Annotated in this window: 16 protein-coding genes and 1 pseudogene; 10 read left to right on the top strand and 7 right to left on the bottom strand. The window is 61.9% G+C overall.

Annotation, left to right across the window (positions count from 1 at the left end; all coding sequences use genetic code 11):
- Positions 1-2: 2 nt before the first annotated feature.
- Together AC1D1Z_RS20700 and AC1D1Z_RS20695 are read right to left on the bottom strand one after the other, a co-directional pair.
- Positions 3-410, bottom strand: coding sequence for a hypothetical protein (locus AC1D1Z_RS20700; RefSeq protein WP_026188715.1), 408 nt, complete (start codon positions 408-410; stop codon positions 3-5).
- Positions 411-534: 124 nt separating this feature from the next.
- A complete protein-coding gene (locus AC1D1Z_RS20695) occupies positions 535-825 on the bottom strand; it encodes a hypothetical protein (RefSeq protein WP_026188716.1) in 291 nt (96 codons plus the stop codon).
- A 149-nt stretch (positions 826-974) separates the two neighbouring features.
- Between AC1D1Z_RS20695 and AC1D1Z_RS20690 the strand changes: the two genes are divergently transcribed.
- From AC1D1Z_RS20690 to AC1D1Z_RS20680, 3 genes are all read left to right on the top strand, one after another.
- Positions 975-1,310 carry a DUF5086 family protein gene (locus AC1D1Z_RS20690; RefSeq protein WP_245268278.1) on the top strand — a complete coding sequence of 112 codons (336 nt, stop codon included), beginning with the start codon at positions 975-977 and terminating at the stop codon, positions 1,308-1,310.
- Between the two features lie 146 nt (positions 1,311-1,456).
- Positions 1,457-1,813 carry a hypothetical protein gene (locus AC1D1Z_RS20685; protein WP_020493437.1) on the top strand — a complete coding sequence of 119 codons (357 nt, stop codon included), beginning with the start codon at positions 1,457-1,459 and terminating at the stop codon, positions 1,811-1,813.
- 393 nt (positions 1,814-2,206) lie between these two features.
- Positions 2,207-3,394, top strand: a complete 1,188-nt coding sequence (locus AC1D1Z_RS20680) for a hypothetical protein (protein WP_018245882.1) — start codon at positions 2,207-2,209, stop codon at positions 3,392-3,394.
- Between the two features lie 94 nt (positions 3,395-3,488).
- Here AC1D1Z_RS20680 and AC1D1Z_RS20675 read toward each other — a convergent pair whose 3' ends face one another.
- The 5 genes and pseudogenes from AC1D1Z_RS20675 to AC1D1Z_RS20655 form a co-directional block, all read right to left on the bottom strand.
- Positions 3,489-3,650 (bottom strand): hypothetical protein, encoded by a 162-nt coding sequence (locus AC1D1Z_RS20675; protein ID WP_012755472.1) that lies wholly within the window; start codon positions 3,648-3,650, stop codon positions 3,489-3,491.
- A gap of 193 nt (positions 3,651-3,843) precedes the next feature.
- The gene (gene malQ / locus AC1D1Z_RS20670) at positions 3,844-5,697 is read right to left on the bottom strand and encodes a 4-alpha-glucanotransferase (protein ID WP_018245884.1); all 1,854 of its coding nucleotides are present in this window, start codon (positions 5,695-5,697) and stop codon (positions 3,844-3,846) included.
- A gap of 29 nt (positions 5,698-5,726) precedes the next feature.
- Complete coding sequence (gene treZ / locus AC1D1Z_RS20665; RefSeq protein ID WP_245268283.1) at positions 5,727-7,487, bottom strand: malto-oligosyltrehalose trehalohydrolase; 1,761 nt, start codon at positions 7,485-7,487, stop codon at positions 5,727-5,729.
- Between the two features lie 152 nt (positions 7,488-7,639).
- Positions 7,640-9,314 (bottom strand): annotated as a pseudogene (locus AC1D1Z_RS20660) (response regulator).
- 11 nt (positions 9,315-9,325) lie between these two features.
- Positions 9,326-15,625, bottom strand: a complete 6,300-nt coding sequence (locus AC1D1Z_RS20655) for a HAMP domain-containing protein (RefSeq protein WP_477851627.1) — start codon at positions 15,623-15,625, stop codon at positions 9,326-9,328.
- Between the two features lie 211 nt (positions 15,626-15,836).
- Here AC1D1Z_RS20655 and AC1D1Z_RS20650 point away from each other — a divergent pair, with 211 nt between their 5' ends.
- The 7 genes from AC1D1Z_RS20650 to AC1D1Z_RS20620 form a co-directional block, all read left to right on the top strand.
- A complete protein-coding gene (locus AC1D1Z_RS20650) occupies positions 15,837-16,301 on the top strand; it encodes a hypothetical protein (protein WP_020493438.1) in 465 nt (154 codons plus the stop codon).
- A gap of 76 nt (positions 16,302-16,377) precedes the next feature.
- Positions 16,378-16,659, top strand: a complete 282-nt coding sequence (locus tag AC1D1Z_RS20645; protein WP_018245888.1) for a hypothetical protein — start codon at positions 16,378-16,380, stop codon at positions 16,657-16,659.
- Between the two features lie 156 nt (positions 16,660-16,815).
- On the top strand, positions 16,816-17,427 hold the full coding sequence (locus AC1D1Z_RS20640; protein WP_477851626.1) for a DNA-binding protein: 612 nt from the start codon (positions 16,816-16,818) through the stop codon (positions 17,425-17,427).
- A complete protein-coding gene (locus AC1D1Z_RS20635; protein WP_018245890.1) occupies positions 17,427-18,065 on the top strand; it encodes an RES family NAD+ phosphorylase in 639 nt (212 codons plus the stop codon). Before AC1D1Z_RS20640 ends, AC1D1Z_RS20635 begins: the two co-directional genes overlap by 1 nt.
- 156 nt (positions 18,066-18,221) lie before the next feature.
- Positions 18,222-19,247, top strand: coding sequence for an ABC transporter substrate-binding protein (locus tag AC1D1Z_RS20630; protein WP_018245891.1), 1,026 nt, complete (start codon positions 18,222-18,224; stop codon positions 19,245-19,247).
- On the top strand, positions 19,244-20,284 hold the full coding sequence (locus tag AC1D1Z_RS20625; protein ID WP_018245892.1) for a FecCD family ABC transporter permease: 1,041 nt from the start codon (positions 19,244-19,246) through the stop codon (positions 20,282-20,284). The genes AC1D1Z_RS20630 and AC1D1Z_RS20625 overlap by 4 nt, the downstream gene beginning before the upstream one ends.
- Positions 20,281-21,036 (top strand): ABC transporter ATP-binding protein (locus tag AC1D1Z_RS20620; protein ID WP_477851625.1); only part of this gene is annotated, 756 nt, incomplete at its 3' end. The genes AC1D1Z_RS20625 and AC1D1Z_RS20620, both read left to right, overlap by 4 nt.

The raw sequence follows: 21,036 nt of genomic DNA, 5'->3' as shown, positions 1-21,036 counted from the left end.
TGTCAGACGCGGCCTCGGATCATGTCGTAGAGATCCCTCAACTCACGCAGTGCGGGTTGGGGCCGATGGCGCGGTAGTGCGGCGCGACGTCCGGCGAATGCGAGCGCGCCGGCGATCACCGCGACGAGGAGGAGCGTCGAGGCCGGGTAGAGCTTCACCGCCGCTTCCGTCTGACGCATTGCTCTCCCGGCACTTCCTTTTGCCGACCGGGCAGCATCGAGGACTTGATCCTGAAGCGCGCCGATCTGCTTTCGCAGCACGCTCAGTTCTTCGCCCAGGTCATGATCAGGCTGCCGGGGAACGCCGACGGAGGCTGTGTTCGTATCGATGACGGCTTTCGGAACCGGCTCGCCGATCTTGGCTCCTCTGCTATCGAGGGTCGTCGTCTCAGTGCTCTTGCGGCGCGGCATGATCATTTCTCCTTCCTAGAGCATGACGCCGAAAAATGTCAGCGATTTTCGGGCGACATCATGCTCTAACTAACGAATTTAAAACAGGATTCAGACTAGCCAACCGGGCCTAAAGTCATCCTGTCTAGTCATCGTCGAGGGCGAAGACCGGCCGGTAGTGGCGCTCGGCGATCAGCAAGCTCCTGTCGGGCCGGATGATGTAGATCTCCTCAACCTGGCGTCCCCATTGATCTGTGAAATCATGCGGGAAGGAAGAACCCACGGGCGATTTCGTCAACTTCGTGCGAGGCTGGCCATTATACGTGATGCTGCCGGGAATGGGGGCCAGTCCCGCCGACGAATAACTGCCTGCGCTGGTCGTGCAGCCGGTCAGCACAACGGCAAAAACCAGCCCAAATCCTATGCTCCGCTTCATCGAGCCCTCCAGCTGCTTCGTCTTTCGCGCGGCACTCGTTTTCATCGTCAATGTAACAGGGGACGACAGACATTGTTCCAGAACATGCGAATAAGTCCTGGAGCTATCCTTCTGGCTGTCGCAACCATTTTGGGCGCACCGGTCTTCGCGTGTGCCGGAGCGGTGGAACCACCAGATGTTTTCACCGTCATTCTCTCCGTCTCACCACGGACCGTCGTTGGGCCACCGCCCATAAACATCCGGAGCCCGCCGATCACGATCCTTATTACCATGTCGAGGTGGTCGAGAAGGAGCGAGGTTCGCCGCCATGGCAATTCAAACGGCTTGCCGCGCTCGTTGTCGTAACGGCAGACGCGTTGGACAGGAACCGCCTGAGACGAAAAGCCAGGACCTATTTTTACAAGGACATCGAATTCCGGATCGCCTACGGGCCTGGCGCGCGCAACCTGTCATGCGGCAGGAGGCCGGCGTTTGCCGCACGATAATTCTTGAATGCGTTGGCGCCGCTGACAATATGCACCCATGAACGTCAGTGCATACTGAAAAGACGCGCGGCGCTGTAGGCGCGCGGATATGGTCACAGGAACGGGCCGCATCGACGAGGGAGTGTGAACAAAAGGGAGGTTCGGCCATGTTGGCAAGACCAGCAGGATATGTAGGGGCCACAATCGCTGCTCTGTGGGCGGCCCGCCAAGTCAGCCGACTTTATTCCCTCACTGAACCGTTTGGTCCTGAGTTCCTGAATGTTGCGAGAAATCTCGGCATTTTTATTCTGCCGGCGTTCGTTCTGCTCCTGGCGGGGCCTTTCAGGATGTGGTTCGACAGGTTTGCGCCACTCTATCCTTTGGTGCTCGGAGCCGGAGTCCTCAACATCTATCTTCAAGACGATGCGCTGGCTGCCGGTCTGCCGCTGATCGTGCTCGTCTACCCCTTCCTGGTCATCTTTTCGCTCGCCTATTTGTTGCGCGGGCGAGTGTCGCAGGCATAGGGACACTGGAAGGTGGCATTCAGCCGGACTGGCCGTTTCCGCGGGCGTTCGAAATGCGCACTAAATCCAGTCGAACACTTCCCGGTTTGGCATCCGATTCGAAGGGTTGCAAGAATCGAGGAAATACACTTTCTGTGTAGCGGATGAGTCGAAACGCTACCCCTGCTAGAGAAAATGCTGCCGCCCGTCGCCGGCGGAAGGATGACTATATTTTTTCAGTCCGAGCGTTCCGGCTGATCCTAACTGCACCACCCCCAAATTAGCTGACCAGATGAAAGCCGTGATATCCAGCGGCGCTCTTCGTGTCCCCCGCCTTTCCGATCTGAGAGTGGAAGGTGGCACATCTGGGAATTTCGAAATCCTCGCATCTATTTTCTACATAAGGACATCTCCATGAAGCATATGCGTAATCTCCACCTGATGATGGCAAGCACCGCGTTTCTGACGTTGGCCGGCCCGGCGCTTGCCCTTGATGGCACCGACATGATGAAGAAGCTCAATGCCGCAACCAGTGCCGGCGGTACGGTCATCACCTTCGAGAAGGCGGAAGCCGATGGCGACACGGTAACGGCGACCGGTGTCCAGGTAGGATCTTCGAGCCTGCCCGGCGATACTTTGAAGATCGGCGATCTCACCTTCGAGGGTGTTGAGGAAATCGAAGGCGGTGGCTATCACGCCAAGACCGTCTCCTTCCCGGATATCGATATCAGCCAGGAGGAAGGACGTTTTTCCACAAAGGAGATCCAGATCACCGGCCTCACGATCCCCGCCAATGCGACGGGCGATACGCTGAACGACATCCTCCTCTATGAAACGGTCAGCACCGGACCGATCGCTCTCAACATCAAGGGCAAGGACGTGCTTGCGATCGAGAGCATCGAGTCGAACCTGGGACGCCAGGATGGCGGCTTTTCCTATGACGCCAATGTCGCCGGTCTCAAGGCCGACCTGTCGCAGGTCGAGGATGCGAATGCGAAGGAGGCCATCGAGAAACTGGGCCTGACGACGCTCGACGGCACGGTGACGATGAAGGGCATCTGGGAAATCGAAAGCGGCAAGGTCGCTGTCGACGAATATGCTTTCGACTTCAAGAATATCGGCCGGCTGAATTTCGCCGTCGACTTCTCCGGTTACACGCTGGGCTTCATCAAGTCGCTGCAGGAGGCGGTGAAGACCGCCGAGGCCAATCCGAACAAGGAAGAGGCCAACCAGGCCGTGGGCCTTGCGATGTTGGGGCTGATGCAGCAGCTGACGATCAACAGTGCCTCGATCCGCTTCGACGATGCCTCGATCACCAAGAAGGCGCTCGATTATGCCGGCTCGCAGCAGGGCGTCACGGGCGACCAGCTGGCGCAATCGCTGAAAGGTCTCGTGCCGATGATGATGGCACAGCTCAACATGCCCGAGCTGCAAAACCAGGTGTCGGCTGCCGTCAACGCCTATCTCGACGGACCGAAAAGCCTGACAATCAGCGCCGCACCGGAAAAGCCGGTTCCCGTCCCGATGATCATCGGCGCGGCCATGGGCGCACCGAACACCATTCCTTCCGTGCTCGGCGTCAAGGTCACGGCGAACGACTAACGAATAGCAGAGACGCTTCACGAAGCGCCGGCTGCCGGAGGCGGGTTTTGCCGACCTGCCTCTGGAACCCCTGGGAAAGCCGAGCAACGTCCAACTAAAACTCGTCGCTGCGACGCTTCACGGCGTGCTTCAACGCCACCATATGCCTTCGCCGCTCCAGCATATAATCGGCATATCCGACGCAGATGAACAGCAATGTCGGACCGGCGTAGATGATGATGAGAGCCAATGCGATAAGAATGAATGCGCTCGTCATGGTCTTGTTTTCCATCAATATTGGTCGCCGCAACTGAAGCGGCGAAAGCGGACAGGTCCTCATCTCGGCAATGCCTGTCCCTATTCCTTCAAAATTCGCCGGCTTCCTATTCGTTCCCTCCTCGATCGATTTCCACATGCGCGACGAGCCCGATCGAACGACAATGACGAAGCTGATGGCCGCCCGGCATCGGTCACTCCCGCGGCCTTTCCTCCCGCATTGCCGCCGTCACGCTCTTCAGCAGCGGRCTCGACATCAGATCCGCGAGCAAAACCGATAGCTTCGGCTTCCAGTTCGGATAGCTGTCGCTGGTGCCTGGCACATTGGTTGGCCTTTTTTCGTCGGTGAGATCGGCGAGACGGATCGCGGCGAGAAGCGAGGGCGTTCTGGCGATGAAGCGATAGGCGCTGACGGTGAATTCCCTCAGCGTCTCCTCGCTTGCCCGCGCTTGGGAAAGCCTGGCCGGCAGGTCGAGGCCGGCAGCCTTCAGCGCCGCTTTCAGGTTCCTCCGCTCGCGCTTGCGGTCTTCGAGATGTGCCTCGGTGAGATCGGGCGGCACGATGCCGTGCTCGCACCGGGCCTGAATGTCGGCGCCGCGCCACCAGCCGGCAAGGGTCTGGTGGTCGTGCGTCGAAATGCAGGCCAAAGCCAGGACTGGATAGACGTCCGCCGGCTTGAAGCCCTTCTCATCCTGTTCATAGGAAAGGATGCGGTAGGAGAGAATGTGGGCCGCGGCCAGGTCGTCCTGCAATCCCTTGGGGATCAGTCCCAGGTCTTCTCCGATGACGAGGCACCGATGCTCGGCGGATACGTCGGCGAGGATCTGCAGCAACCGATCCTGTGGATAGCGGACATAGGCGCCGCCGTCCGGCCTGCTGCCCAATGGCACCAGGAAGAGGCGGCGAAGCGCTGCGGCGTGGTCGATGCGGATGGCGCCGGCATATCGCATGGCAGCACTTAGCATACGCCGGAAAGGCGACATCTCTCCTGCGGCGATCGCGGAAGGCAGGTATCCGGCAAGGTGCCAGTCCTGCCCATCTATGGCGAAGGGATCAGGAGGGCTGCCGATCGTGGCCTTGGAGACATAGATATCCGGCTCACTCCATGTCGCCGAGCCATCGACGGCCTCCCCGACGGCAAGATCGAGATAGAGCCCGATCCGCAGGCCGGCCTTCCCGGCCCGGTCCGCCGCCTGCATCAGCTGGCGGTGGGCGAGCCACTGCAGCCACATGTGGAAGCGGACATCCTCCGCGTGTCCGCGCTCGAATTCGGCGACAGCGGCGCTGTCGAAGCGCTGGAAATCGGCCGGCCACCGTTGCCAGCCGGCGCCTGCCCCGCGCTCGACCATTGAAAGAGAGAGGCATTCGAAAAGCGCGTGCAGCCGCAGGCTGTTACCGCCTTGCGCGATAAAAGCGTCGAAATCGGCCGGATCATAGGTATCGCACTGTCGCCAGGCCGGCCAGAGATCGCGCAGGACCCTAAGCTTGATCTGTGCGACGCCGGCGTAATCGACGAGATCGGTTTGGCGAAGGCGTGCCAATTGCCGTTCGAGTTCCGGACTACAGGCAAAACCCGGTAGCCGGTCAACCGCGATATAGAGCGGATTGAGATGCTGGCGGTTCGATGGCTCATAGGGGCTGCAACGCTCGGGATCGGCGAGAAACGGTGCGTGAAGCGGGGTGAGGCCGATGAAATCACCGCCCAGCGATCCCAGGAGATCCGCCATATCGGCCAGATCCTCGAAGTCTCCTATGCCCCAGTTGCGTCCCGAACGGAGTTCGTAAAGCTGCAGGCTCACACCCCAGACCCGCGTGCTGGAAAAGAACTCCGGCAGAAATGACCTGGCGATCTTCTTAGCCGCCGGCTTAGGCTCCCGCCGCATCGCGCCGGTCTCGTGATCGGCCGCTCCCGGCAAGTCGATCTTCAATGCCGAGAGGATCTTGCGCTTGGTCTCGCCTGATATCGCCACCTCCCGATCGTCGGGACTGGGCCTGGTCGGGCTGATGCCGTGCCGGCGGGCGAGCTTGTCGAGCTCAGCAGATTTCATCGTCCGATCGCCTTCCTGTCAGCAAGCCGTCACGCCTCGCTGATTTTCCAGATCACCGTCCAGGGCGCGAGATTGCCGCCATCGCTACCGCCGAGACGGAAGATCGTCTCGCCGTCGTCCTGCTGCGAGGCGAGCGTCGCCGCCTCGGTACCGAGGTTTGCGCGCAGATGCAGACGCCGGTTTTGCGCCAGGGTCCAATCCACCGCGAGTGCGCTTCCCGCCGAGCGATAGACCGCGTTTCCGGCGCCAGCGCCTTTGAGCAATGGCACGATCCTCCGGTGTCGGAGGTCGAGAAGCGTCCTGTAAAAATCGAAGACATCGGAGGAGGCGAGTTTCGACCAGTCCAACTTGGCAGCCGCGAAGGTCGATGGCGCCGTCGGGTCGAGAAGGTCGTCGGCGTCGAAGCCCGGCAGACGGGAGAGCTCCTCACGACGGCCTTTCCTGACCTTCTCGTTCAGGTCCTCGTCGAAATCGCAGAAGAAGGGGAAAGGTTCTCTGGCGCCCCATTCCTCGCCCATGAACAGCATCGGGATCTCGGGCGCCAGCAGGTAGATCGCAGCGACAGCCTTGACGACATCAGCCGGGCTCGAAGCCAGAACCCGGTCCCCCAGCGCCCTATTGCCGATCTGGTCATGGTTCTGGATGAAGGAGATAAAAGCGGTGGGCGGCAGATGGCCGCTCGGCCTGCCGCGGCTTCCGCCGCGGTAGGGCATATGTTCCCCCTGAAACACGAAACCTTCCGCCAGCGCCCGGCCGAGCTTACCGGCGTCACCGACGTAATCGGCATAGTAGCCGAAGGTTTCGCCCGTAGCAGTGATATGCAGCACATGGTGCACGTCATCGTTCCATTGGGCGGTGAACAACCTCACTTCTCCGTTTTCGTCACGCTTCAGCAGATCGCTGTCGTTTTCCTCGTTTTCGACGATCAGATGGACAAGTCGGTCGCCGGCGGCAGCCTTGACGCGGCGGGCGAGCGCGTGAAGCAGATGCTCGGCGCTGTTGTCCTTGATGGCGTGGACGGCATCGAAGCGGAAACCGTCGAGCCTGAACTCGGTGATCCAATAGATGGCGTTCTGGATGATGAATTCGCGGATCATCTCCGATCCGTCGCCGTCGTAGTTGATGCCGTTGCCCCAGGGCGTCTTGTGGTGCTCGGTAAAGAGCGGCGCATAGGCGGGGATAAAATTGCCGTCAGGTCCGAAGTGATTGTAGACCACGTCCAGGAAAACCGAGATGCCGCGCAGGTGTGCTGCGTCAACCAGCGCCATGAAATCTTCCGGCCGGCCGTAGCTGCTGTCCGGAGCATAGGGAAGCACACCGTCATAGCCCCAGCTGTAACGGCCGGGAAATTCACTAAGCGGCATGATCTGCAGCGCCGTAACGCCCAGCGCTTGCAGATGGTCGAGCCGCTCGATCGCGGCCTTGAAAGTACCCTCCGGCGTGAAGCAGCCGATATGCATCTCGTAGATGACCATCTCTTCCCATGGCCGACCCGTCCAGTCGCTCGTCGTCCAGCGATAGGTGGAAAGGTCGACCACTTCGCTCGGCCCGCGCACATCCTGTGGCTGGAACCGCGAGGCGGGATCGGGAACTTCGGAACCGTCCGGCAGGACAAAGCGATAAAGCGTACCGGTATGGGCTTGCGCGACCGTGCAGCGGTGCCAGCCGTCCTCAGTCGCCTGCATCGGCCACGGATCAGCGCCTTCGATCTTCAACGACACGCTTTCATGCAGGGGAGCCCAGAGGCGGAATAGAATGCCCCCTTCGGTGAATGCCGGTCCGAATGTCATTTTGGTCAAGAGAAAGCCTTCGATGAAATTGGGATGGGATTTGGGTAACTTTTGCGGGAGGAAAAAGTTTCGTCCGCAAGCGGACGCGCGAAAGCGGTCGCTGTCACCAGCATGGCCGCGCCGGTCGCCTCGGCATGTTTACGCTTTGATCGTCAGGCCGCCGCGATTTTACCCGAGCGCTTGGTCCATCGCCGCCTGAAGCTGTTCCTGTGTGAATGGCTTCTTCATCCGCAGCATCCGGCCGAGGCCATGGTCTTCGGAAAACTCGGCATAGCCCGAGGCAAGGATGATGGGCAGGCCTGGAAAGGAGGAGCGAAGGTGACGCGCAAGCTCTGCGCCCGTCATCCCCGGCATGGCATGATCGGTGATGACGAGATCACAACCCTGTCCGTCAGCAAAGAATTCCAAAGCCTGGGAAGCGGAAGACGCCTCTTGCGGCAGATGCCCGAGATCCTCCAGCATTGCCACGGTTCCCGTCCTGACAAGGGCGTCGTCGTCGACGACGAGAATGGCGAGCGGCCGCGACGCCGGTTTCAAAGGCTCCGTCGCCGGAGGCTCGACGACCGGCTGCACCTTGACGAATGTCTCGGCAACGGGGAGCCACAGGGAAACGGTCGTGCCCTTGCCCCTGACGCTCGATATCTGGATCGAGCCGCCGGATTGCGCTGCCAGGCCATGCACCATCGACAGGCCGAGACCGGTGCCCTTGCCGACCCCCTTGGTGGTGAAAAACGGTTCGGCGGCACGCGAGACCGTTGCCTCGTCCATCCCCTCGCCATCGTCCGACACCGATATCCTGATGTAATTTCCGCCTGCGAGGCTGGTCGGCAGGGCTTCTTCGGCTGCCGCCGCGGCCACCGTCACGGCTCCGCCGCTTTCGAGCGCATCCCGGGCATTGACAAACAAGTTGAGCAGCGCCAGTTCCAACTGGTTGCTGTCGACCAGAAGAGGGGCGAGATCCGCCGGGATGCTCTTGTGGATTTCGATGCGCGGCCCCACCGCCTTGGCGAGAAGATCCTCGACGTTTTCGAACAGCCGGAGGAAGTCGACCGCCTGCGGCTTGAGCTCCTGGCGGCGTGCGAAGGCAAGCAGGCGCTGGGTCAGCGCGGTGCCGCGCTCGGCCGCCTGAATCGCGTTCGTCACCAGGCGTTCGCTGCGTTCATCGGCCGGAAGCCGTTTCTTCAGAAGATTCAGGCTGCCGAGAACTGCCATCAGGAGGTTATTGAAGTCGTGGGCCACGCCACCCGTCAGGTGACCGATCGTGTCGAGCTTCTGCGCCTCGAACAGCTGTGCGAGCGCCTCTTCGCGCTCCCGTGTCCGTTGATCGATCCGATGCTCGAGCTCCTCGTTGAGCTCACGCAACTGCGCTGCCGAGGCCTCGAGCTCGGCGGTGCGCTGGTGAACCCGGGCCTCCAGCTCGGCGTTCAGGCGTTCGAGTTCCCTCGTCTTCCTGTAGAGATCGGCAAAGACCCTAACCTTGGCTCTCAGCACTTCGGGGACGATCGGGACGGAGACATAGTCGACCGCGCCCACCGCATAGCCGCGCAGCCGGTCTGGTTCCGCCAGCATGACGGCGGAAACGAAGATGATCGGCGTGTTTTGATAGCGCGGATGCTGCCGGATCATGCTGACGAGCTCGAACCCATCCTGTTCGGGCATACAGACATCGACGAGGATCACCGCGATTTCGGTGCGCAACAGGTGCTCAAAAGCTTCGCGTGCGGATTGCGCCTTGATGAGGTTTTCTTGGAGCTCTTCGAGTATGACCTCGTAACTCAGGAGCTTTGYCGGTTGGTCGTCGACGAGGAGGATGTTGACGGGGTTCATGGCGAGAATCCTCAGCGATGCAGCCACATGCGAAGAGCCGACAACAGCTGTTCGGTATTGACCGGTTTCGCCAGGTAGTCGGACGCGCCCGCTTCCAGGCATTTCTCGCGGTCGCCCTTCATCGCCTTGGCCGTCAGCGCCAGGATTGGCAGCCGCCGGAACCGGGGCTCCGAACGGATGACCTGCATTGTCTCGTAGCCGTCCATTCCGGGCATCATGATGTCCATCAGCACGATCGCCACAGAGGGTTCGTTGTTGATGACGTCGATGGCTTCGCTACCGGTCGTCGCGGTCAGGACCTTCATTCCCCGGCGTTCGAGGACGCTGCTCAGCGCGAAGATGTTACGGGCATCGTCGTCGACAAGCAGCACGGTCTCGCCGACCAGATCCTCGTCCGAGCTGTGCAGGTCCTGCAGCGTCGCCTGCTTTGCCGCCGGCAGGTCGGCGACAACCCGGTGCAGGAACAGGGCCGTCTCATCCAGCAGACGCTCGGGCGATTCGACCCCCTTGACCACAACGCTGCGGGCCATGCTGTGCAGTGTCGCGTCTTCCTCAGCGGAAAGCTCCCGGCCGGTGAACACGACCACCGGCACCTCGCCGATCTCGGCGTCGTCGCGTATTTGCTCCAGCACTTCGAAGCCGGACATGTCGGGAAGGGAAAGGTCGAGCACCACRCAGTCGGCGGCATTCTGCCGAAGAGCGGCGAGAGCCTCCGAGCCGGAGCCGACGCTGGTGATATCGATGTCGTCGTGTCCGAGAAGGGCGGTGACGCTCAGACGCTCGGCCTCGTTGTCTTCGACGAGCAGCAGATGCTTGCGGCGGGGCTGCGCATAGGCCTTCAATCGCGACAGCGCCTTGCCCAGGCCTTCCGGCGTCGTCGGCTTGCTCATGAAAGCGAAGGCGCCGCGGGTCAGCCCATGCTGACGATCCTCGTCGAGGCTGATAATCTGGACCGGAATATGCCGCGTCTGCGGATTCTGCTTGAGCTGGCTCAGCACCGTCCACCCGAGCATGTCGGGCAGGAAGATGTCGAGCGAGATCGCCGCCGGCCTGTAGTCCTGCGCGAGTGCGAGCGCATCGCTACCGCGCATCGCCACCAGAACCTTGAATCCGTTGTCGCGGGCGAGATCCACCAGGACGCGGGCGTAGTGCGCGTCGTCCTCGACGACGAGCAGCACCGAGTCGCCGGCCGCTATGTGGTGGCGATCGTCTTCGACATGTTCGGTCGGCTTGTCGGCGCGGCGGTTTGCTGCCGCTTCGGCAAATTCCACGACATTTGCCGGCGGAACCGACTTCGGCGCAACCGCGCCGGCGCCCACATAGGTGAGCGGCAGGTAGAGAACGAAGGTGCTGCCGACACCGGGGGTGCTGCGCAGCTGGATCTCGCCGCCCAAGAGGTTTGCCAGTTCGCGGCTGATCGCCAGGCCGAGGCCGGTGCCGCCATATTTGCGGCTTGTCGAGGCATCCGCCTGTTGGAAGGCCTCGAAAATGATGCGTTGTTTTTCAGGCGGTATGCCGATGCCGGTGTCGACGACTTCGAAGGCGATGACAGAAGGCGCATGCTTCAACGAGGGGTGATCGGACGACCAGCCGCTCGTTGCCGAAGCGACGCGAAGCGTCACGCCGCCCTGCGCGGTGAACTTGAAGGCATTCGACAGCAGGTTCTTGAGGATCTGCTGCAGTCGCTTCGAATCCGTGATGAGGCTCTTGGCGACATCGGCGCCGACGTCGACCGAGAACGACAGGTTCCGGTTTTCGGCCTCGTGCCGGAATGGCCGCGCCATCATCTCGAGCAGGTTGCTGACAAAAATCTCCTCGGCATCGACCGAGACCGTTCCGGACTCGATCTTCGACAGGTCGAGGATGTCGCTGATGAGGTTCAACAGATCGGTTCCCGCGCCGTGGATCGTCTTTGCGAACTCGACCTGTTTGCCCGACAGGTTGCCATCCGGATTTTCTCCCAGCTGCTGGCCGAGGATGAGGATCGAATTCAGCGGCGTGCGCAGCTCATGCGACATGTTGGCGAGGAATTCGGATTTGTACTTCGATGTCAGCGCGAGCTCGGTTGCCTTTTCCTCCAGCGCGCGCCGGGCCTGCTCGATCTCCTGGTTCTTCGCCTCGACTTCGACGTTGCGTTCCTCCAGCTGCTGCGCCTTCTGTCCGAGCTGCTCGTTGGTCTGTTGCAGCTCGCGCTGCTGCGTCTGAAGCTCGGCGGCAAGCTGCTGGGACTGCTTGAGCAGGCCTTCGGTCTGCATGGTCGCTTCGATCGAGTTGAGGACGATGCCGATCGATGTCGTCAACTGGTCGAGGAAGGACAGCTGCAACTCGGTGAATTCGCCGGCCGAGGCCAACTCGATCACGGCCTTCACCTGCCCCTCGAAATGCACCGGCAGCACGATGGCGCTTCTCGGCAAGGTCGTGAACACGCCGGAGCTTATCGGAACGACATTGTCGGGAAGGTCGGTGACCAGGATGCGGCGAGCGTCGCTGGCGCACTGGCCGACAAGTCCCTGGCCGAACTCGAGACGTGCCGGGTGCGCCGCCTCGCCCCCTTTCGCGTAGACGGAGAGCAGCGACAAGATCGGCTGGCGCTCGTCGGCATCCACCTGGTAGATAACCCCTTGATGGGCACCGACCAGAGGCGCCAGCTCCGACAGCAGCATCTTGCCGACCAGCGTCAGGTCGCGCTGCCCCTGCAGCATGTTGGTGAAGCGCGCCAGGTTGGTCTTCAGCCAGTCCTGCTCGGTGTTGCGCTCGGTGGTGAGCCTGAGGTTATCGATCATCGTGTTGATGTTATCCTTGAGCTCAGCCACTTCGCCGCGCGCGTCGACCTTGATCGAGCGCGTCAGGTCACCCTTGGTGACGGCGGTCGCCACCTCGGCGATGGCGCGCACCTGCGTCGTCAAGTTGGCTGCCAGCAGGTTGACGTTGCCGGTCAAGTCCTTCCAGGTTCCCGCGGTGCCCGGAACATTCGCCTGACCGCCGAGACGGCCTTCCACGCCCACCTCGCGCGCAACCGTGGTCACCTGATCGGCAAAGGTCGCGAGCGTGTTGGTCATGTTGTTGATGGTCTCGGCAAGGGCTGCCACCTCGCCCTTGGATGCGACGGTGAGATTTTGCTCGAGGTCGCCGTTCGCCACCGCCGTCACCACCTTGACGATGCCGCGGACCTGCTCGGTCAGGTTGGCGGCCATGACGTTGACGGTGTCGGTCAAGTCTTTCCAGGTGCCGGCAACGCCAGGCACCTGCGCCTGGCCGCCGAGCTTGCCTTCGGTGCCGACTTCGCGGGCCACACGCGTCACTTCGCCGGCGAAGGCGTTGAGCTGGTCCACCATCGTATTGATGGTGTTCTTCAGTTCGAGGATTTCCCCCTTCACGTCGACGGTGATCTTGCGCGACAGGTCGCCACGCGCCACTGCTGTCGTGACTTCGGCGATGTTTCGAACCTGGGTCGTCAGATTGGCGGCGAGCAGGTTGACGTTATCGGTCAGGTCCTTCCAGGTGCCGGCGACGCCGGGAACGACAGCCTGACCGCCGAGCCTGCCATCGGTGCCGACTTCGCGGGCGACACGCGTCACTTCGCCGGCAAAGGAGCGAAGCTGATCGACCATGGTATTCAAAGTATCCTTCAGGAGCAGGATTTCGCCGCGCACGTCGACGGTGATCTTGCGCGACAGGTCGCCATTGGCGATTGCGGTCGCGACCTCGGCGATATTGCGCACCTGCGCCGTCAGGTTGCCCGCCATGGAGTTGACGCTGTCGGTGAGGTCCTTCCAGGTGCCGGCGACGCCGGAGACCTGCGCCTGGCCGCCAAGCTTGCCTTCGGTGCCGACTTCGCGGGCGACGCGCGTCACTTCGCCGGCGAAGGCGTTGAGCTGGTCCACCATTGTATTGATGGTGTTCTTCAGTTCGAGGATTTCCCCCTTCACGTCGACGGTGATCTTGCGCGACAGGTCGCCGCGCGCCACGGCCGTCGTGACTTCGGCGATGTTTCGAACCTGGCCGGTAAGGTTGGAGGCCATGGAGTTGACGTTTTCGGTGAGGTCTTTCCAGGTACCCGCGACACCCGGCACCTGCGCCTGGCCACCGAGCTTGCCCTCGGTGCCGACTTCACGGGCAACGCGCGTGACTTCGGAAGCAAAGCGGTTCAGCTGATCGACCATGGTGTTCAGCGTTTCCTTGAGCTCGAGGATTTCACCCGAGACTGACACCGTGATCTTCTTCGACAAGTCGCCATTGGCAATCGCGGTCGAGACTTCGGCGATGTTGCGCACCTGCGCCGTCAGGTTGCCCGCCATGGAATTGACGCTGTCCGTCAGATCCTTCCAAGTGCCCGCGACGCCGAGCACGTTCGCCTGGCCGCCGAGCCGGCCTTCGGTGCCGACCTCGCGCGCCACGCGCGTCACCTCGCCGGCAAAGCCGTTGAGCTGGTCGACCATCGTGTTGATGGTCTCCTTCAGTTCGAGGATTTCGCCAGACACGGTGACGGTGATCTTCTTGGACAGGTCTCCCTGGGCGACGGCGGTCGCGACTTCGGCGATGTTGCGCACCTGCCCGGTGAGGTTGGACGCCATCGAATTGACGCTGTCGGTCAGGTCCTTCCAGGTGCCGGCGACGCCGCGCACATTGGCCTGGCCGCCGAGCCGGCCCTCCGTGCCCACTTCGCGGGCGACGCGGGTGACTTCCGAGGCAAAGGCATTCAGCTGATCGACCATCGTATTGATGGTTTCCTTCAGCTCGAGGATCTCCCCCTTCACGTCGACCGTGATCTTCTTCGACAGGTCGCCATTGGCGATGGCGGTCGAGACCTCCGCGATATTGCGCACCTGCGCCGTCAGGTTGCCGCCCATCGAGTTGACGTTCTCGGTAAGATCCTTCCAGGTGCCGGCGACGCCGCGCACATTAGCCTGGCCGCCAAGCCGGCCCTCCGTGCCCACTTCGCGGGCCACACGGGTCACTTCGGAAGCAAAGGCATTGAGCTGATCGACCATCGTGTTGATCGTCTCCTTCAGCTCGAGGATTTCCCCCGACACCGTGACCGTGATCTTCTTCGACAGGTCGCCATTGGCGATCGCGGTCGAGACTTCGGCGATATTGCGCACCTGCGCCGTGAGGTTCGAGGCCATGGAATTGACGTTGTCGGTCAGGTCCTTCCAGGTGCCCGCCACACCGGGCACTTGCGCCTGGCCGCCGAGCCGACCTTCGGTGCCGACTTCACGCGCCACGCGCGTCACCTCGCCGGCGAAGCCGTTGAGCTGGTCGACCATCGTGTTGATGGTTTCCTTGAGCTCCAAGATTTCGCCCGAAACGTCGACAGTGATCTTGCGCGACAGGTCGCCGCGCGCAACGGCCGTGGTCACCTGGGCGATGTTGCGGACCTGCGCCGTCAGGTTGCCACACATGGCGTTGACGGAATCGGTCAGGTCTTTCCAGGTTCCGGCGACGCCTGGCACCAGCGCCTGGCCGCCGAGCTTGCCTTCGGTGCCGACCTCGCGCGCGACGCGCRTCACTTCCGATGCGAAGGACCTGAGCTGGTCGACCATGGTGTTGATCGCCTCCTTCAGCTGCAGGATCTCGCCGCGCACGTCGACGGTGATCTTCTTGGAAAGATCGCCATTCGCGACGGCGATCGTCACTTCCGCGATGTTGCGCACCTGCGCCGTCAGGTTCGACGCCATCGAGTTCACACTTTCGGTGAGGTCCTTCCAGACGCCCGTCACCTCCGGCACCTGCGCTTGGCCGCCGAGTTTTCCGTCGGTGCCGACCTCGCGCGCGACGCGCGTCACTTCCGATGTGAAGACGCTCAGCTGCTTGATCATCGTATTGACGATATCGGCCGAGCGTAGGAACTCACCTTTGAGCGCCCGACCGTCGACATCGAGCGGCACGGTCTGCAGAAGATCTCCCTTGGCGACCGCAGTGATCGTGCGCGTGACAGCTGTCGTCGGCCACAGAAGGTCGTCAATCAGACCGTTGATCGATCCTTCCATTTCGGACCAGGAACCGTCCGACAGGCCGAAGCGCACGCGCGTGCTCGTTCGCCCGTCCCGGCCGACCACCTGCCCGACATGTTCGAGCTGCTGGGCCATGCGCTGATTGGCGGCGATGATGTCATTGAGAGCGTCGGCGACCTTGCCGGTGACACCGGTCAGATCCGACCGCATCCGCACCGAAAAGTCGCCCCGTCTTACCGCAACCAGCACCTCCAGAAGGGCACTGGCCTCGTCCAACGCCATTGCTTTGTGGACCTGACCATTGAGGTTATCTGCCGCGGCATTGTCGCGCGCGAATTCGCTGGTTTGGTTGTTCACGAGAATCCCCCTCTTCGACGACTGGTAATTTAGTGCTCGACTGGGAAAATGGTATGGCCGTCCCGCGTTGATCCTAACATGATTCAGCGCCCAAAATGAGCCTGATAGTTGCAGATATCCAAAGTGCGCGCCGGACATCGTCTGGGTGGAATTTGCGGTTTTTCGTGCGTGGGGGAACACTTGGCTGCCGGCCGTCGTTTCCGTCCTGACAATGGAGAGCGATATGTCGAACGTCTCAAGGACAGGCAAGGAAGAGATCAACAACGCGACCAGCCAGACCACGTTCGGGAAGTCGGTCGAGAGCCAGGCGCAAATCGAGGATGCGGCTTCGCAATCGTCGCCCGACGCTGGCGACGAGATGCTCAACATCTATCGGCTGGAGCCGATCGCGGCGCCCGACGATCCGAGATGGGACAACTCCCCCGGACATGGTACCGTCGTCGTCGCTGCCAGAACGGCCGGTGATGCCAGGATCGTCGCTGCGGCTCGTGAGCTTGACTTCATGGAAGTGGATGCGGCTCCCGCCGAGGACGTCACAACGGTCAATGCCAGCGCTTTTCGCGACGACAAGCTTTACACCGTCATTGAGATCGAGCGGAACAAGCGCGATGTTAAGCGAGGGATCCTCGAAGGCGCCATCGCTGTCGACACGATCCGGCCGATTCAATCGGACTGACGTAGCAATTTACCGACGAAATCGGCGAGGCGCTACGGCGTCACCATCATAGGTCCCTCGTTCCCTTGGAGTTCTCATGAATACGGCCAACCTCCAGCTCAAGGGCCTCATCATGGCCATGGCGTCGATATGTGATGCGATCGTCGAGAAGGAACTGCTGACCAGCGGAGAACTCAATGCCGCGCTCGCGAAAGCCAAGCAGGCAGTCGAGGATGACGACGACCATGAACTGTCGGATGCCAATCGCGCCGCGATCCTGTTCCCCATCCGTGTGCTGCAGCTTGCCGAAGAGGCAGGCAGGAGAGGCGAACGGTTGACGTTTTCGGACTATGCCAAGCTTGTAGGAAAGATGACCTGAACAATGTCGAAGGCTTCGCTGACGAGAACCCGTATGTTCTCTCCCGGGCAATCGGGGCTTTCTGGAAGCTTATTGATGCACGTGGCCTCTACACATGTGGTTGACTTCATATCGGCATGAGCCATATAAATACCTTGTCAACCAAGGAGCCGCTCCATGGCCCGCCACGCATCCACTCCCGTCACAGAACAGGAAGAGCCGAATTCCATCAGAGCCGCGTTTCTGCGACGCGCGACTTCGGCGCTCGAGCGCATTTCTGCAAACGTGCCGGCAAAGGATCTGGCCGATGCGCTTTCAGCCCCGACCGACGCCGGATCGTTGGCGCAGCTTCTCAGCCGCTCGGATATGGTGGGCGCGGCGATAAACGATCTCGATCCGCTGGTTCCGGCGTTGGCTCGCAACGTCGAGCATCGGCAAAATCTCGTCGAACGGGCCGGCGGGACGATGTCAGCCGAGGACGCCGGACGGATCCTCRGCATCAGCAGACAGGCCGTCGACAAAAGGCGGCGAGCCGGCACGCTGCTTGCCATGCGCGAAGGCAGCGACTGGCGCTATCCGCTCTGCCAGTTGGATCAAGGTGAGGTGATCGCAGGGATTTCCGATGTCGTGCGTGGTTTTGCCGCCGCCGGTTCCTGGATCGCATTGGATTTTCTGCTTGCTTCCGATACGGTTCTCGGTGGTCGGACAGCTCTGCAGGCGCTGCGCGACGGCGATCGTGAAGCAGTCCGGCGTCTGATCCGGATCGAAACCTCCGGCGGCTTTGCCTGATGCCGGCAAATGCAGGCAGAGGGCCGTCGGGAGCTGCACTGCCCCCGCCCGCTTGGCTCGCCCATTCGTCATTGCCGATCGACCTCATTCCGGTCGGGCAGGTTCTCCATAGGGTCCATCGGACGCATCTCGACCCCATCTTCTTTGGACCCGGCCCCGGGATTCCCGCCACCAATCGTTTCGACAGCGCCAGCGGACGTTTCGGAATTCTCTATGTCGGGATGAGCCGCAGGGGAGCGCTTACGGAAACGATCCTGCGCAATCCCCAGCGGTTGATGGTGTCCATGACCGAAATCACCACACGCGCCATCAGTGAACTCAGCTGTATCAGACCGCTGAGGATCGTCCGCATGCACGGAACCGGCCTGCAGACCCTCGGCACTGATAATGCCAACTCCACCGGCCCCTACGGACCATGCGGCCTTTGGACCGACGCGCTTTGGGACCATGCCGACCGGCTGGATGGCCTTGCCTACCAATCGCGCCATGATTCGAGCGAGATCTGCCTCGCCCTTTTCGAACGCAGCGACATGGCGTTCGACAGAAAAGGCACGCTTCCGCTCTCCGGCATCCTCAAGGAGATTGCGGCGATCCTCGAGGTCTACGGCAAGTCGCTGTCACCGGTCGGCCCCGTTTAGACGGCGAACGCGGCTGCCGTTCGACAGGCGGTGGCACGTTGTTCCCGCAGCAATGCCTTGTCAATTTTGCGATAAGTTGATTTATTTGGTCTTGTTTTCTGGCTGTTTCTGAGGCTATACGGCGACCGCATATACTCACGCACCGGGAATTTCTTCGTGACCAGCCTCAAATCGCTTCTGGCCGCCTGCGGCCTCTCAACCATGATCGGCCTTGCCGCAGATCTGTCTTTGGCCGCTTCGACGACGTATCCGCTGACCCTGGAAAACTGCGGCGCGCAGGTGACTTTCCAGAAGGCGCCCGAACGGGCGATCGGCCTCGGCCAGAACAGCGCTGAAATCCTGCTGCTGCTCGGCCTCGAGAACAAGATGGCCGGCACGGCCTTCTGGCCGAGCAAGGTTCTGCCGCAGCTCGCAGAAGCCAATGCCAAGGTCAAGCTTCTGACCGTCGAGATGCCGACTTTCGAATCGATCCTCGCCGAAAATCCCGATTTCGTGGCGGCGGCTCTGCCGAGCCTGGTTGGGCCGAACAGCAAGGTGGCCAAGCGCGAGGATTTCGACAAGGTCGGCGTCGCGACCTATCTTTCTCCCAGCACCTGCCTCAGCACCAAGGACGTCAAGGACCAGTACGGCAGCCGCGCCGAGCTGTGGAACATGGATCTTCTCTACAAGGAGATCGACGAACTCTCTGAGATTTTCGATGTCGCCGATCGCGGCCAGGCGTTGATCGCCGACTTCAAGGCGCGCGAAGCCAAGCTTCGCTCCAGCGCTTCAAAGGACGGCAAGAACCTTTCCTACGTCTTCTGGTTCTCCAGCCCCAGCCCGTCGGCCGACGCCTATCTCGGCGGCAAGAACAGCGCGTCCGGCTTCATCGCTGATCTGCTCGGCGGACACAACGCGATATCAGCGGAAGCGGAATGGCCGACGCTCGGCTGGGAAGGCATCATCGCCTCCAATCCCGACGTCATTGTCGTCGCCAGTCTCGACCGCAATCGTTGGGAGCTCGATAAGCCGGAGGCCAAGATCAATTTCCTGAACACCGATCCGGCCGTCAGCCAGATCCCTGCCGTCAAGAACAAGGCGATCGTGATCATGGACGGCCAGGCCATGAACCCGACCGTCCGCACGGTCTACGGCGCTGAGCAGGTGGCCGGCCAGCTGAAGGCTCTCGGTCTGTTGAAGTGACGGAAGCGGGCCGTATCTTCCGGCAGCTGGGAGCCGTCCTCGCAGTGCTCCTGGCCTCTTTCTGCCTCATCGCTGTTGCCATTGGCGTCAGCGTCGGGATCGGCGACCTGCCGATCCCGCTTGCAACCACGTTTTCGGCCGTCACCAACCGGTTGGGATGGACCGCGGTCGAACTGAACCGCATCCACGAGACTGTCATCTGGGATTATCGTCTCAGCCGGGCGCTGGTTGCCGCTTTCTGCGGCGCGGGCCTTGCGCTATCGGGCGCGATCATGCAGTCGCTGCTGCGCAATCCGCTTGCCGAACCCTATGTTCTCGGCATCTCGGCCGGCGCCTCCACAGGCGCCGTCGCGATCGTCATCTTAGGCGTCGGCGCCGGCGCGGTCTCGCTTTCCGCCGGCGCCTTTGCCGGAGCCTTCGCGGCCTTCTTCTTCGTCGCCCTGCTGTCAAACGGCACGCGCGGCGGAGCCGATCGCACCATCCTCGCCGGTGTCGCCGCTTCGCAGCTTTTCAACGCCACTACGTCTTACATCGTCACGACATCGGCCAACGCCCAGCAGGCCCGCGACGTCATGTTCTGGCTGCTCGGCAGCTTCGGCGGCGTGCGCTGGCCGGAATTCGCGCTGGTCTCGATCGTTGTCGGCGTCGGCCTCGTCGGCTGCCTGTTTTACGCCCGCGTGCTCGACGCCTTCGCTTTCGGCGACGAGGCGGCATCATCACTCGGCGTCAATGTCGGCCGCGCGCGGATGGCGCTCTTTGCGCTGACGGCAATGATGACGGCGACGATCGTCAGCATGGTGGGGTCGATCGGCTTCGTCGGCCTTGTCGTGCCGCATGTCGCGCGCTTTGTCGTCGGGCCGCTGCATGTCCGCCTCCTGCCGGCTTGCGCAATAACAGGGGCGATCTTCATGGTGCTCGCCGACATCGCCGCGCGCGCCCTCATTCCGAACCAGATCCTGCCAATCGGCGTCGTCACGGCCCTGGTGGGCGTCCCCTTCTTCTCGATCATCCTCTACCGGTTCCAGCGCGCATCATGAGCATCAAGGCCGAAAACCTCATCTGGAAGATTGGCAGGAAGACCATTCTCGACGGCGTTTCCCTGGACGCGCCGCCGGGCAAGATGCTCGGCCTGCTCGGGCCGAACGGCTCGGGCAAGACCTCGCTCCTGCGGCTTCTCGCCGGCCTGAAGCGGCCGCATTCCGGCCGCATCACGCTCGACCGGAGCGACGTCGCCACGATCAGCCGCCGCGCGATCGCCCGGCGGATCGCCTTCGTCGAGCAACACGCCACCACAAATGCCAATCTCAGAGTCGTCGACGTCGTCAAGCTCGGCCGGTTCCCGCACCGGTCGATGTTTTCAGGCTGGACGAAGACCGACGACGAGGCGGTCGAAGCCGCGCTGGCGCGCGCCGGCATGGCGGAGAAACGCGACGATCGCTGGCAAAGCCTGTCGGGCGGCGAGAAGCAGCGCACCCATATCGCAAGGGCGCTCGCCCAGTCGCCCCAGGAGCTGATCCTCGACGAACCCACGAACCATCTCGATATCCAGCATCAGATCGGCCTGATGCGGCTCGTCTCCGGCCTGCCGATCACCAGCATCGTCGCCCTGCACGATCTCAATCATGCTGCCATGTTCTGCGACCAGCTGATCATCATGCAGCATGGCAGGATCGTCGCCTCCGGCGCGCCCCAGGACGTGTTGAGCGAGGATCTTCTAAGGAATGTCTTTTCCGTCGAGGCCCGTGTCGAAGCCTCTCCCTATCACTCGCGCCCGCATATCCATTATCTC

It is taken from the genome of Rhizobium sp. P1_E1 (assembly GCF_056406015.1).
The sequence above is the reverse complement of the archived record's forward strand: the minus strand, read 5'-3'. Positions and strand labels throughout refer to the sequence as shown.